Annotated in this window: 10 protein-coding genes; 7 read left to right on the top strand and 3 right to left on the bottom strand. The window is 62.0% G+C overall.

The features are described from left to right. Positions 1–9 precede the first annotated feature (9 nt). The 3 genes from ACQY8B_RS15890 to ACQY8B_RS15880 form a co-directional block, all read right to left on the bottom strand. Positions 10–747 (bottom strand): aspartate/glutamate racemase family protein, encoded by a 738-nt coding sequence (locus ACQY8B_RS15890; protein ID WP_422087595.1) that lies wholly within the window; start codon positions 745–747, stop codon positions 10–12. 31 nt (positions 748–778) lie between these two features. Then, positions 779–2,272, bottom strand: coding sequence for an NCS1 family nucleobase:cation symporter-1 (locus ACQY8B_RS15885; protein WP_422087594.1), 1,494 nt, complete (start codon positions 2,270–2,272; stop codon positions 779–781). 169 nt (positions 2,273–2,441) lie between these two features. Further along, complete coding sequence (locus ACQY8B_RS15880) at positions 2,442–3,173, bottom strand: response regulator transcription factor (RefSeq protein ID WP_422087593.1); 732 nt, start codon at positions 3,171–3,173, stop codon at positions 2,442–2,444. Positions 3,174–3,232: 59 nt separating this feature from the next. Here ACQY8B_RS15880 and ACQY8B_RS15875 point away from each other — a divergent pair, with 59 nt between their 5' ends. The 7 genes from ACQY8B_RS15875 to ACQY8B_RS15845 all read left to right on the top strand — a co-directional run bounded on the left by ACQY8B_RS15875 (position 3,233) and on the right by ACQY8B_RS15845 (position 13,160). After that, on the top strand, positions 3,233–5,176 hold the full coding sequence (locus tag ACQY8B_RS15875) for a sensor histidine kinase (protein ID WP_422087592.1): 1,944 nt from the start codon (positions 3,233–3,235) through the stop codon (positions 5,174–5,176). A gap of 388 nt (positions 5,177–5,564) precedes the next feature. Next, entirely contained in the window at positions 5,565–6,563 is a 999-nt protein-coding gene (locus tag ACQY8B_RS15870) for a response regulator transcription factor (protein ID WP_428744976.1), read from the top strand. 205 nt (positions 6,564–6,768) lie between these two features. Beyond that, the gene (locus ACQY8B_RS15865) at positions 6,769–8,196 is read left to right on the top strand and encodes a TolC family outer membrane protein (protein WP_422087590.1); all 1,428 of its coding nucleotides are present in this window, start codon (positions 6,769–6,771) and stop codon (positions 8,194–8,196) included. Next, positions 8,193–10,310 carry a type I secretion system permease/ATPase gene (locus ACQY8B_RS15860; protein ID WP_422087589.1) on the top strand — a complete coding sequence of 706 codons (2,118 nt, stop codon included), beginning with the start codon at positions 8,193–8,195 and terminating at the stop codon, positions 10,308–10,310. The genes ACQY8B_RS15865 and ACQY8B_RS15860 overlap by 4 nt, the downstream gene beginning before the upstream one ends. After that, complete coding sequence (locus tag ACQY8B_RS15855; RefSeq protein ID WP_422087588.1) at positions 10,297–11,595, top strand: HlyD family type I secretion periplasmic adaptor subunit; 1,299 nt, start codon at positions 10,297–10,299, stop codon at positions 11,593–11,595. The genes ACQY8B_RS15860 and ACQY8B_RS15855 overlap by 14 nt, the downstream gene beginning before the upstream one ends. Before the next feature lie 9 nt (positions 11,596–11,604). Beyond that, positions 11,605–12,900, top strand: a complete 1,296-nt coding sequence (locus ACQY8B_RS15850) for a tetratricopeptide repeat protein (protein ID WP_422087587.1) — start codon at positions 11,605–11,607, stop codon at positions 12,898–12,900. After that, positions 12,882–13,160 (top strand): flagellar transcriptional regulator FlhD, encoded by a 279-nt coding sequence (locus ACQY8B_RS15845; RefSeq protein ID WP_422087586.1) that lies wholly within the window; start codon positions 12,882–12,884, stop codon positions 13,158–13,160. Before ACQY8B_RS15850 ends, ACQY8B_RS15845 begins: the two co-directional genes overlap by 19 nt. The last annotated feature ends 119 nt before the right edge of the window (positions 13,161–13,279 follow it).

Raw genomic sequence — 13,279 nt, 5'->3', positions numbered from 1 at the left:
GATTGTGGCCTAGCGCGGCAGGGTGAAGCCTTCGAGCGCGCCAATGATGGGCTTCGGCAGGGGCTTTGCCAGTTCGCCGCGCTTGCTGGTGCGCAGTTTCAGCGTCACCAGCGACTCGATGAGCTTGGTGCCCGCGGCCACGCCGTCGATCACCGGCACGCCCAGCAATTGTTCGATGTGCGCGCACAGGTCGGTCATGCCGGCGCAGCCGAGCACGATGCAGTCGGAGCCGTCTTCCTCCAGCGCGAGCCGGCATTCGTCGACGATGCGCTCGCGGGCCCGCGAGCCGGGTTCCTCGAGTTCGAGCACCGGCAGTTCGCAGGCGCGCACGTTGGCGCAGAAGCGCTCCATGCCGTAGATCTCGGCCAGGTGCCAGGCCTGGCCCATGGTGCGCCCCAGCGTCGTGACCACGCTGAAGCGGCTGCCGACCATGCTGGCCAGGTGCATCGCCGCCTCTGCGATGCCGACCACGGGTCCGCTTGCCAGTTCGCGCGCGGCTTTCAGGCCCGGGTCGCCGAAGCAGGCGATCACGTAGCCGTCGATGCCTTCGCGTTCGCCCGCCGCTATCTCTTGCAGCAACCCCGGCACGGCCAGCGCTTCGTCGTAGTGGCTCTCGATGGAGACCGGGCCCATGGCCGGGCTCACAGCCACGATCTCGGTGCCGGCGTGCGCCACCGCGCGGGCGCACGCGCCGATTTTCTCGGTCATGCTCCAGGTGGTGTTGGGGTTGATGATCTTGATGCGCACGGCGCGGTCCCTTTCTTTCTCTTTCAGTGTTTCAGGTCTTGCTGTTGCGGTTCAGCAGCGCGTACAGGATGAAGCCCAGGCCCATGCCGATGAACCACGCATAGTTGGCGGCGCCGCGCAGCGTCGGCACCATCACGCAAAGAATGGGCACGATGGCCGACGGCACCAGCGCCTGGATCGCCTTCGGGTTGTAGCCGCCGCTGTACCAGTACTCGCCCTTGGGGCTCATGGTGTAGAGCGCGTCCACGTCGATGCGCTGCTTGCGCACGATGTAGTAGTCGGCAATGAGGATACCGAACAGCGGCCCGATGAACGAACCCAGCACGTCGAGCGTGTAGTGAATGACCTCGGGACTGTTGTAGAGGTTCCAGGGCGTGAGGAACACCGAGCCCACAGCGGCGATCATGCCGCCCGTGCGCCAGCTGATGTGCTGCGGCGCCACGTTCGAGAAGTCGAACGCCGGCGACACGAAATTGGCCACGATGTTGATGCCGATGGTGGCGATCATGAAGGTCAGCGCGCCCAGCACCACGGCGGTGGTGCTGTCGATCTTGCCCACGGTGTGCACCGGATCGGTGATGAGCTCACCAAAAACGGGCAGTGTGGCTGCCGTGGTGATGACGGTCAGCAGCGAGAAGAACACGAAGTTCACCGGCAGGCCCCAGAAGTTGCCCTTCTTCACCGCGTCGAAGCTCTTGCCGTAGCGAGAGAAGTCGCCGAAGTTGAGCATCGGTCCGCTGAAGTAGCTCACCACCAGCGCGATGGCCGAGAGCATCACCGGCAGCGCGTCCCAGCCCTGGAACTTGATGCCGCCCAGGTTCAGGTCGATCTTGCTCCAGCCGGCTTTCCACACCAGCCAGCCGCACAGGACGGCCATGACCACGTACACCGCCGGACCGGCCCAGTCGATGAACTTGCGGATGGCGTCCATGCCGTGCCAGAAAACGAAGGCCTGCAGCACCCACATGACCATGAACGCGACCCAGCCCAGGGCCGACAGGCCGACGAAGCCGTGCTGCGCCACGTCGGCGTAAGGCGCCAGGCCCGGCGCCATGTGCAGCGCCAGCACCATGAAGGCCGCCGACGCGAGGTACGTCTGCACGCCGTACCAGGCCACCGCGATCAGCCCACGGATGATGGCCGGGATGTTGGCGCCCAGCACGCCGAAAGGCGCGCGGCACACCACGGGGTAGGGCACGCCCGTCACCTGGCTGGGCTTGGCCACGAGGTTGCAGAAGAACTGCACGATCACGATGCCCACCAGCAGCGACACCAGCACCTGCCAGCTCGACAGCCCCAGCGCGAACAGGCTGCCGGCGGTGATGTAGCCGCCCACGCTGTGCACGTCGGACATCCAGAAGGCAAAGATGTTGTATTGCCCCCAGGTCTGTTTCTTCAGCGGCGCGAGGTCTTCGTTGGTCAGCCGCGGGTGGTAGCCGGGCTTGATGACTGCGTTCGACTCGCCGTGCGGCGCAATGCCGGCTTCGCTTGTCCCCGTGGGGGCCTGGCTGACGACTGTGCTCATGGTCTTCTTTCCTTGTGCGGATAGGTAGGGGTTGGGAGCAGTTTTTGACGCAAATTTCGCGCCGTCTTTCGGATGCGTTATTTGTATACAAAAACTGCACGCAATCAAGACCATTCAAGGAATCATATATCCGTAGATTCCCTGATGAGCGGGGGCCGGGCGAGGGCGCTCAGGCCCGGAATCGGTAGCCGGTGCCTCTGACGGTGTGCAGCGGCAGCGAAATGCCCGCCGCGAGTGCCTTGCGCCGAAGGCGGCTGATTACAACGTCCACGCGCTGAAGATCGAAATGCTCGAGATCGCCGCCGAGTGCGGCCGCGAGTTCCGTGCGGTCGACAGGCTTGTCGCGCCGCTTGAACAGGCATCCCACGATGGCTCGCTCGGACATGGTGAGGCGCAGCATCCGGTCGCCGGGGTCGCAGAGGATCCAGTCTTCTTCCCTGAGCTCCCAGCGCCCTGTACCTCTTGTGGTCTCGGCCTGCAGGGGGGTGGCACGGGAACTGCGCTCGGACACCTTGATGCGCCGGTGGATGGCCTGCAGCGAAGCGGCAAGTTCTTCGGCATGCACCGGCTTCACGAAATAGGCATCCGCACCGTCACGCAGGCCGCGAACCCGATCGCTGAGTTCGTGGCGTGCGGTCGCAAACACGATTCCCACGTTGCTGGCCGAACGCAGGTGCTGCGCAATTGAAAATCCGTTTTCGTCCGGAAGCCCGATGTCGATGACCACGATGTCGCATCGGCGGACCGCGTAGGCCCGATAAAACGCGGACGCCGTGGAAAAACCATAAGCCTCGATGTCCATCTGATTGAGGCTATATACGAGTGCCTCTTGCAGGTCCTCTTCATCTTCGATCAGGTAGACGATTATTTTTTCGTCGCTGTCGATTTTCGTAATGTTCATGGTGCATATTTCCTCGGCCTCGGCGATAGTTTCGACGGCGAGCCAGACAAATCAATGAAATGAAAAAAAATCGCTGCCTGTTTTTGATATTCGGACTGATTTTTTGGCTGTCGTGCCAGGGCGCGGAAGGAGTCGTTCTCAAGAAGGGGCAGGGCGATGATGGTCCGATTTCGTTGGCGAAGGAGGTGGAGGTGTTTCGTGACCCTACCGGGAAGGTCACTATGAACGATATCGTCTCAGAACCGCAAAAATACAGCTTCGTCCGTGAAGATATTCGCTCTCAGGACAGATATTCCAACGATGCCTTGTGGATGCGGGTCTCGCTGCAGCACGAAGTCGGCACTCCGATTGACTGGGTCGTGCAAATATTTCCGGCCTGGATCGATGAAGTCGAGATGTATTTCGTGGCTCCCGACGGAAAAATTTCATCCAACAAGGTGGGTGATCAATTTTCCTTTCTGGAAAGGGAGATTCAGTCCAGCATCATGGCATTCCCGCTCGTCGTGGATTCAATGCCGAGAACGTATTATTTCAGGGTCAAGACCCACGGAGTGACCATCCTCGATCTGAATCTTTGGCAGAAATCAGAATTCAAAAAAGTCGAACTGAAAAGAAGTCTTTTCTTTTCTGCATTTTTTGGATCCGTTGGTGTCATGGTGCTGATGAATCTGATTTTCTGGAAATGGACCCGGGACAGCAATTATTTTATATATTCGCTGTTCCTGATCGTGATGCTGGCGGCGGTGTTTGCACTGCAGGGATATTCCAGCTCTCTGTTTTTTCCGGACAATCCGGTGTATGCAGATCGTTTCGTTGATGCGACCGCCTGTGCACTCATGTCGATTTCCGCCGTGTTCGTATGCCGGTTTTTCACCTATGCGGAATATTCGGATTGGGCCGCCAAGCTCATGTATCTGGTGGCATTCATTTTCTTCCTGGCAGTCATATTTGCCTTGCTCGGGGTAATAGAAAATGCAATCGGATGGTTGCTCTATCTTGAAATTGCTGTCGGTGTTTTCAATACAATATTCATCGCCTGGGTCATTGCGCATAGAAAGGCTCTTCATCAACTGTTCGCTGCGTTCTTGTTCTTCGTCGTAAATTCGTCGTGGCTCTTCTACTCCATGGTGCTGCTGGGCGTCGTGAGACTGGAGCAGTCGTTCGTCACGGAGTCATTGATGCAGTTCACTCAGGTGGCGAATCTGGCAGTACTCAACATTGCAGTGGTGAGTCGCTCCAGGCAGTCCGAACTGAGGTTGAGGGCGGAGAGAAAGCGGGCTTTCAATTCGATGAAAGTCGCAAAGCTTGCACTGGAGGATCGTGTACGCCAGCGCGAATTTGTCGCAATCCTCTCGCATGAATTCCGTACGCCACTAGCCATCATCGATGCAGTGGCCCAAGCGCTCGGGTTGTCACCATCGGGAAGTGACGAGCGCGTAAAGCGCAGTACGGAGAAAATCCGCAAAGCCACTCGCCGCCTCACCACGCTTGTAGAAAATATCTTGTTGGACGATGCTCTGGAATCCGGGGTGCGCGCAACCTTCCGAAGCTTCGATCTTTGTAGCGTGATTGAAAACGTTCGTAATGTAGGCTTGCCTGATGAGCATGCGCGTTTGAATATCAATGCGGTCCGCCGGCCAATTTTGTTTGAAGGAGATCAGGCAAAAATAGAAATGGCAGTTCGAAATTTGCTTTTGAATGCCATCAAATACTCTCCGGCGGATTCGATTGTAGATGTGCAATGCGATGCAGGCGCCAATATTTTCAGTGTGACAGTCTCAAACAAAGGAAATCCGATTCCGGATTCCGAGAAGGGCGAGTTGTTCGAGCGCTATTTCAGAGGCGGTAATTCTTCGCTGGTGCCGGGATCCGGTCTTGGCCTTCATATTTCACGTGCGATCACCCGTTTGCATGGCGGCGATGTCGTGCTGGTCTCCAGCAACAGCACCGGTACGGTGTTTCGCCTGACGCTGCCCTTGCCGCCCCAGAGAGTCTCCGACTAACGATTTGTGTATACAAAAGTGGTAGATCGTACTTTTCCTGCTCAAGAAGTTACCACTATAGCGTGAACTAGTTCACGGTTTTCGTGAAATTTGTGGCGACTTTGCTGTGCCATAAGCTAGGAATCATTGCTGCGGCATGAAATTTTCTCGGGAGCAGTAACGCACAGATTTGGTGCAAATATTGTTCTGCAGATGCTCCTCAGGCTCCGGCTCGAGCTTGGGTAAACAATTCCTCCGGATTGCGAACTGCCTTTTAATGACATTAATTGCAAAAACATGTCATTAATTGTGCTGGTAATAAAACGATACATTCCGCTGGCCGAACGGTCTTAGCGGAGTGCAGCCACAAGCCTCTCTAGACGTTCACCTTTGAACTTGAGAGGTTGGAATGATTTCCCCAGAGTCTTGTAGCCGATCCCCGAACCTGGAAGCACAGGGCCACGTCCCTAACATCGGAATGGCGCCAGGAACAAAACAGGAGGGCGAATGCCTCGGCGGGGCTGGTGTGCACCCCGCCCTGTTGTCCCAAGCCAGTTCCACTTATTCCGGCTATGGCCGATTGCCGTCAGCCTTGGAGATGCTCTCTCCTGATGGGCCCGGCGCTGCGAGCGCTTCCGTGGGCACAGCAGCCGGTGCAGCAGCCTTGGTTTCGGGCGAACCGCAGTTTCCTATTGTTGCCCTCGACGATTCCGGTACCAGCTGCCCTGATTTGCGAAAGAGCATTGATAGGCTGGGTTGCGCGTCGGTGGCGTTCGACACGTTAGGCGATCTCATGAAGGCCCTTCAGGCGGGCGACCGCTTTGGTCTGCTGCTTTTGAACTTGCCTGCGGACGTAAATATCAATTGGCTTAAAGCCATTCGCAGCCTTTCGAGCGCGCCGGTTTTGTTTGTGGTCAACGAAAGCAAAGCCGCGTGGCAATTGCGCTCGGGTGGAAAACTCCATGCGGAGAGCAATTTCGACTTTGTCTTTCCTCCCTTTGATGCTGCGGAAATACGGCTGAGGGTAAGGAATTTACTCAGCCGCGGTGCCTCGACTAAATCTGCTACGACGGGCAAAGGGGTTCTGGCCTTTAAAAACTACAGGTTCCAGCTCGACGAAAGAAAAGTTTTCTACGAAGAGCGGGAAATCGCCTTGCAGCGGCGCGAGTACGATCTGGCGCTCCATTTTTTCCAGAACATGGATTTGCCTTTGGCCAGGAGCAGTCTCAATTTCCTGCTTCGCCGCGATCTTTCTGCTTCTCGCTCTCGCGTGCTTGACGTCTATGTTGCAAAACTTAGAAAAAAGCTGCGCATAGAACCCGCGAACGGGCTGATTTTGAAAGCAGTCTTTGGGTACGGCTATGAATTACGTACCACCTTCGCCCAGGAATTTTCCAGTCGATGGTAATTTCCCTGGTGGACGAGCTTGTCGCATCTACTGGTCCCGCGAATTGGCGGGGGCAATCGAATCTCTGTAAATGAGATGGGGGCAAGGTGATCTCCTGTGATCACGATGGCGATGGCAACAGCCACGTTTCTGCCCGTTGCCGAATGCAGGCACCGTACCGGCGGCCCAGGCTTTGTCGCCCCCGTCCGCCCTTGAACCAAAACACATGAACAAAGAACTCATTCATCGGCGGCTGGCAGCGGCGTGTCTGCTCGCGGCCTGCTCGCCTGCTTTCGCGCAAAGCGACTACAGCGAACTGAAGCTTTCACGACGGCTGGCCCCCAGCGCGCTGGCCAAGGAATTGGGCGTCAAGCCCGGCCCCGCATTGCCCGAGGCTGCCGAAACCACGACGCCGCTGGAGCTGGCCGATGCCGTGCGGCAGGCGGTGGCGCGCCATCCGTCCATCTCTGACTCTATTGCCATGCTGGCCCAGCAGTCGGGTGGCGTGGACGTGGCACGCGCCGGCTATTACCCGTTGGTGCGTGTCGGCATGGGCGCGGGCGTCAACGGCCGCGGTCCCGCAGGCCAGGGGCGCAGCAATGGCGCGCTCGCCACCGCCTCGGTGTCGCAGATGCTGTACGACTTCGGCAAGGTCTCCGGTGCGGTCGGGCAGTCGGAGGCACAGGTGCAGCGCCAGCAGGCGGCGATCCTCAAGCAGATCGACGCCGTCGCACAGCAGGCGGCCGAAGCCGTGGTCATGACGCACCGCTACCAATCGCTCGTCGCCATTGCACAGGAGCAGGTGCAGGCGGTCGAGAAAGTGCTGGAGACCGCGCGGCTGCGCGCCAATGCCGGTCTCAGTACGAAGGCCGACCCGATCCAGGCCGAATCGCGCGTGGACAGCGCTCGTGCCAACCTTCTGCAAGTGAAGTCGCAACTGGCGCAGTGGCGCGAGCGCCTGGGCACGCTGCTGGGGCGTTCCGTGCCGCCGCGCATGGCCCCGCTGCCGGAGCGCCTGGCGAGCGAACTGCGTGTCGACCTGCAGCCCGACACCAGCCTCATGCCCGAAGTGCTGGCCGCCGAAGCCGAACGCCGCGTCGCCACCGCCCAGCTCGAAGTCGCCAGGGCCCAGCGCTATCCCACCCTCAGCCTCGACGCTTCCGTCAACAGGCCCCTGGGCGGCATGAACTCCGGCGTTCCGGAGCGCAGCGGTGGCTCTCACTCGGTCATGCTCAACCTCTCCAGCGTGCTGTATCAGGGCGGCGCGCTCGAAGCCCAGGTCGACGCCGCCGTCGCCGCCGAGGAGGCCGCACGCATGCGCATCGAAACCGCTCGCCTCAACGCCGGCGACCAGGTGCGCAATTTCCGCGAGCAGGTCATCGGCGCGCAGGCGCGCCTGGGCGTGCTGGCCGACCGGCGCCGCAGCATTGCCGAGGCACGCGATCTATACCGCGAGCAGTACACGCTCGGCACCCGTTCCATCCTCGACCTGCTCAATGCCGAGCAGGAAATTCACCAGGCCGCCGCCGACCAGGAGGCCGTGCTGCACGACCTCTGGGCCAGCCGCATCGGCTACATAGGCGCCACCGGCCAGGCCCGCGCGTACTACGGCTTGAACAACACCACCGTCCAGGGAATTGAACTGCTTCCATGAAGTTGCCTTCGCAGTACACGAGCTGGCTCGACGCCATGCTCTTCGTCGCCCGCCACTACGGCATCGGCGCCTCGGAAGAAAGCGTGCGCGTCTCGCTGGCCTGGGAGCGTGGCGCGCCGCTCGACACGCTGCTCGATCACATGGCCCGCCAGCTCGGCCTGACGCTGCGCCTGGGCGAGTTCTCCGAAGCGATGCTCGACCCATGGCGCCTGCCGCTGGTGGTGGAGTTCGACAACGGGGAGGTCGGCGTGGTGCGTGCCTCCAACGGACGTGGGCAACTGGGCGTGCTGCTCGGCGGCGACCACGGGCTCGAGACGGCGCTGCCGCTCGATGAACTGCGCCGCCGCGCGAAACGCGTGGCCGTGCTGCGGCCGAACACCGCCGTGCCCGATGCGCGGGTGGACGACTACATCAAGCCCTACAAGGCGAACTGGTTCTGGGCCATCGCGCTGCGCGACTGGCGGCGCTACGGCGACATCATGCTGGCCTCGGTGTTCGCTAACGTGCTGGCACTTGCGTCGATGATCTTCTCGATGCAGATCTACGACCGCGTGGTGCCCGCGCAGTCGGAGTCGACGCTGTGGGTGCTGTTCGGCGGCGTGATGCTGGCGGTGGCCTTCGAGTTCATGCTGCGCGTGTCGCGCACGCACATCTCCGACGTGGTCGGCAAGCGCGCCGACCTCAAGGTATCGGATGTGGTGTTCGGTCATGCGCTGCGTGTGCGTACGGACGCTCGCTCCAAGTCCACGGGCTCCTTCATCGCGCAGGTGAGGGAGGTGGAGCAGGTGAGGGAGCTGCTTACCTCCACCACCATCTCCGCGGTGGCCGACTTGCCGTTCTTCCTGCTGTTCCTCGTCGTTCTGTGGCTGGTGGCCGGGCCACTCGCGCTGGTGGCCTTGGCGGCAGTGCCGTTGCTGGTCATTCCGGGGTTGCTCATCCAGAAGCCGCTGGCACGCCTGGCGAGCGAAGGAATGCGCGAATCGGCGTTGCGCAATGCCTTGCTGGTCGAAGTGGTCGAAGGCATCGAGGACATCAAGCTCATGCGCGCCGAGCCGCGCTTCCAGAACCAGTGGAACCACGTCAACGACGTGTCCGCCGGCGTCAGCATGCGGCAGCGCTTTCTCACGAGCCTGCTCATGACCTGGACGCAGGAAGTGCAGAGCATCGTGTATGCCGTGGTGCTGCTGGCAGGCTGCTTTCTCGTTATGCGGGGCGACATGACGACGGGCGCGCTGGTGGGCTCGTCGATCCTCGCATCTCGCATGATTTCGCCGCTGGCGCAGCTGTCGGGCGTGTTCGCGCGCTGGCAGCAGGCCAAGGTGGCGCGGGGCGGGCTCGACCAGCTCATGCAGCGCCCGGTCGACCAGGCCGACGGCGCACGGCTGGTGCATGCGCCGGCGCTGCAGGGGCATTACGCCCTGGCCGGTGTGGAGTTCCGCTACGGCAAGGACGACAAGAGCCCGGCGCTCACGGTCGCGCAACTGCAGATTCAGGCAGGCGAGAAGGTCGCGTTGCTGGGCCGCATGGGCGCGGGCAAGTCGACGCTGCTGCAACTGCTGGCAGGCCTGCAGTCGCCGCAGCAGGGCCACGTGGCGCTGGATGCGCTCGACCTGTCGCTGATCGATCCGGCCGACCTGCGCCGCGACATTGGCCTGCTCACGCAGAACGCACGGCTCTTCCACGGTTCCATCCGCGAGAACGTGACCATGGGCATGCCGCTCGCCACCGACGACCAGGTGTTCGAGGCCATCGCGATGGCGGGTGCATTGCCCTTTCTTCAATCGCGCGCCGAGGGGCTGGACGAGCTCATCCACGAGGGCGGCCTGGGTCTCTCGGGTGGGCAGCGGCAGGCACTGCTGCTGGCGCGCACGCTGATCCGGCAGCCGTCGATCGTGCTGCTCGACGAGCCGACAGCGCACTTCGACGAGGTCTCCGAACGGCAGGTGATCGATCTGGTGGGCAACTGGATGGGGCCGCGCACGCTGGTGGTGGCAACGCATCGAATGCCGGTGCTGCAGTGGGTGGACCGCATCGTCGTGATCGACGGCGGCCGCATCGTGATGGACGGTTCGAAGGACCAGGTTCTTGGAAGGCTCTCCCATGGCAACGCCTGAGAAAATCCGGGTGAAGGCGCCAGCCACGGTCGGCATGACGATGCCGCCCGGTCTTGCCGCAGGCGCTAGGCCGCCGCGCGCGAAATCTCCTTTCCAGAAGACGGAACGCTCGAAGACCGCGCCCGCCGCCTACTATTCGCCGCCCGAGCCGCCGCTGCCGCGCGCATCGCTGCTCGTGTGGATCATTGCGGCGCTGCTGCTCGCGCTGCTGGCATGGGCCTGGCTTTTCAGGCTCGACGAGGTCTCCACCGGCGCGGGCAAGGTCGTGCCTTCATCGCGCGAGCAGATGATCCAGTCGCTCGAGGGCGGCATCCTGGTCGACCTGAAGGTGCGCGAGGGCGACATCGTCGATGCGGGAGAGGTGCTCGCGCAACTGGACAGGACCAAGACCGAATCGACCGTGGAGGAAAGCGCCTCGCGCGTGCGCGCCGCGCTGGCCATGTCGGCGCGGCTCACGGCCGAAGTAGGCGGCACGCCGCTGGTGTTTCCCCCGGAAGTGAGCTCCGACACCGACCTTGTGCGCACCGAAACTGCGCTTTACCAGTCGCGCCGCGAGCAGCTGTCGAGCAGCCTGGCTGGCGTGACCCAGGCGCTGTCGCTGATGCGCCGCGAGCTTGCGCTGACCGAGCCGCTGGTGTCGCGCGGCGCCGCAAGCGACGTCGAGGTGCTGCGCCTGAAGCGTCAGATCAACGAGGCCGAGACCAAGGCCGCCGACCTCAAGAGCCAGTACTACGTGAAGGCACGAGAAGACCTCGCCAAGGCCAACGCCGAGATCGAGGCACAGCGTTCGGTGACGCGCGGGCGTTCCGACTCGCTCACGCGGCTGACCTTTGTCTCGCCGGTGCGCGGCATCGTGAAGGACATCGCGGTGACCACGGTGGGCGGTGTGCTGCCTCCGGGCGGCAAGCTCATGGCGATCGTGCCGCTCGACGAGAAGCTGCTGGTCGAGGCGCGCATCTCGCCGCGAGACGTAGCCTTCATCCACCCGGGCCAGGAAGCGGCGGTGAAGCTGACGGCTTACGACTACGCCATCTTCGGCGGCTTGCCGGGCAGGGTAACGACGATTTCGCCCGACACCATCCAGGACGACGTGAAGCGCGACGTGTACTACTACCGCGTGTACATCCGCACAGATGTCGATCACTTGAAGAACAAGAGCGGGCAGAGCTTCCCTATCGTGCCCGGAATGATCGCCACGGTGGACATCCACACGGGCAGCAAGTCGGTGCTGGACTATCTGCTCAAGCCGCTGAACAAGGCTCGTGAAGCCTTGCGCGAGCGCTGAGAGGCCCGAATGAAAAGAGTGCCCATTCCGCGCCGCGGGCCTGCAATCTCGCAGCCTGCCCTGAACCAGTTGGGCGAGCAGTTTCGAACCGCCTTCGAAGTGGGCGACTTCACCCGGGCGTTGGCGTTCGCGACGCAGGCCTGGCAGGCCACCCGCAGCCCGCAGCCACTGGCCGATGTCGCGCTGTGCCGAATGCGGCTGGGTCAGCCGGAGCAGGCTTACGACATCTATCGCGGCGTCGCCGAGTACCTGAAGACCGCGAACGTCTATGACGGCTTGGCGGAGGCGGCGGGGCATCTGGGCAAGTGGAGCGAAGTACGGGAGGTCGGGACGATCTCGCTCGAGCTGAAAAAGCTGGAGGCCGACAAGGAGGCGGCAGCCTCCACCGCCGACTCTCCCGTGCTGCCGCGATTCGACGAAAGGAACCGCGAGCGAAACGTCATCGCTTTCAGCCTGTTCGGCGGCGACCCGCGCTACTGTGAGATGGCCGTGCTCAATGTACGGGCCGCGCATGAGTTCTTCCCTGAATGGGTCTGCCGCTTCTACGTCGACGGCTCGGTGCCCACGGCGGTGTGCGAGCGCCTCGTGGCGGCGGGCGCATCGGTCATCGAGGCGCGCTCGGTTGGCGGCCAGGACCTGCCGGGCACCCTGTGGCGCTTTCTCGCACTCGATGATCCCGGGGTCGACCGCGTGCAGTTTCGAGATGCCGACTCGCTGTTGTCCACCCGCGACCAGGCGGCGGTGCGCGCATGGTGCGCCTCGGACTGCTGGTTTCATGTGATGCGCGACTATCACTCGCACACCGAGTTGATGCTGGCCGGCATGTGGGGCGCGTGCCGCGGCGTCTTCACCGACATGGCGGGCGACATCCGCGAATATCTGAAGAGCCGGCCGTTCTCGTTGCGCTATGCAGACCAGCACTTCCTGCGCCATCGCGTCTGGAAAACGGCGGCGACCAGCATGCTCACCCATGACGAGTGGTTCGGCCTGCCCGGCAGCCAGCCATTTCCGCCGCATGTGCCGATGACCGTGGATGCGCGCTACGCCCACGTGGGCGCCAACATCGGTGCGCCTTCGATGGAGGTGGTGCATTCGGCGCCCGACGGCACGCAGGTCTGGTGGACGCTCCACGACGCCACGGGCCAAGCCGTCTGCAGCTACGGCGCCGTTGTCAGGAGCAACAGCTACAGCGTCAGCATCCCCGCCCCTTATGCCGCAGAGATTGCGGCCGGCCGCTGGAGAGTCGTCTCTCGCGGCCTTCCCTCATCAGATCTGGAGAAAACTCGATGTCCCTTGAAAACCTGAGTGGCGTAGACAGGCAGTTGCACAAGGAAATTGGCGACTTCAACCTGATGTACATGCTTCTGGCGCAGAAGCTGGTGAAGGAGGACGGCGCGGCGGCGATGCACCGCCTGGGTATCGGCAAGGATCTCGCCGATCTCCTTGCCAACATGTCCTCCGCGCAGATCGCGAAGCTGGCCGAGACGAACCTGATGCTTTGCAGCTTCCGGCTCGAGAACACGACGATCTCGCCGGCACGAGACATACGTTCGATCAAGAACTGAGCTCCTTTGCAACTCGGGTTTGCCGAGGACTCGCCGCGCGCCGGTGTGCCCGCTGCCCTCGACGACGACACGGGTGATCCCGAAGATTCAGCATTTGTGAGGCTTCATGAAGCCGGCCG

Source organism: Variovorax sp. (assembly GCF_965279555.1).
Lineage (GTDB): Bacteria > Pseudomonadota > Gammaproteobacteria > Burkholderiales > Burkholderiaceae_C > Variovorax.
This window is presented reverse-complemented; position numbering and strand designations above follow the sequence as displayed.

Bases quoted from the DNA above. Each gene is read 5' to 3' on its own strand.
- ACQY8B_RS15885 (WP_422087594.1), bottom strand. From the start codon at position 2,272: ATGAGCACAGTCGTCAGCCAGGCCCCCACGGGGACAAGCGAAGCCGGC.
- ACQY8B_RS15880 (WP_422087593.1), bottom strand. From the start codon at position 3,173: ATGAACATTACGAAAATCGACAGCGACGAAAAAATAATCGTCTACCTG.
- ACQY8B_RS15875 (WP_422087592.1), top strand. From the start codon at position 3,233: ATGAAAAAAAATCGCTGCCTGTTTTTGATATTCGGACTGATTTTTTGG.
- ACQY8B_RS15870 (WP_428744976.1), top strand. From the start codon at position 5,565: ATGATTTCCCCAGAGTCTTGTAGCCGATCCCCGAACCTGGAAGCACAG.
- ACQY8B_RS15865 (WP_422087590.1), top strand. From the start codon at position 6,769: ATGAACAAAGAACTCATTCATCGGCGGCTGGCAGCGGCGTGTCTGCTC.
- ACQY8B_RS15860 (WP_422087589.1), top strand. From the start codon at position 8,193: ATGAAGTTGCCTTCGCAGTACACGAGCTGGCTCGACGCCATGCTCTTC.
- ACQY8B_RS15855 (WP_422087588.1), top strand. From the start codon at position 10,297: ATGGCAACGCCTGAGAAAATCCGGGTGAAGGCGCCAGCCACGGTCGGC.
- ACQY8B_RS15850 (WP_422087587.1), top strand. From the start codon at position 11,605: ATGAAAAGAGTGCCCATTCCGCGCCGCGGGCCTGCAATCTCGCAGCCT.
- ACQY8B_RS15845 (WP_422087586.1), top strand. From the start codon at position 12,882: ATGTCCCTTGAAAACCTGAGTGGCGTAGACAGGCAGTTGCACAAGGAA.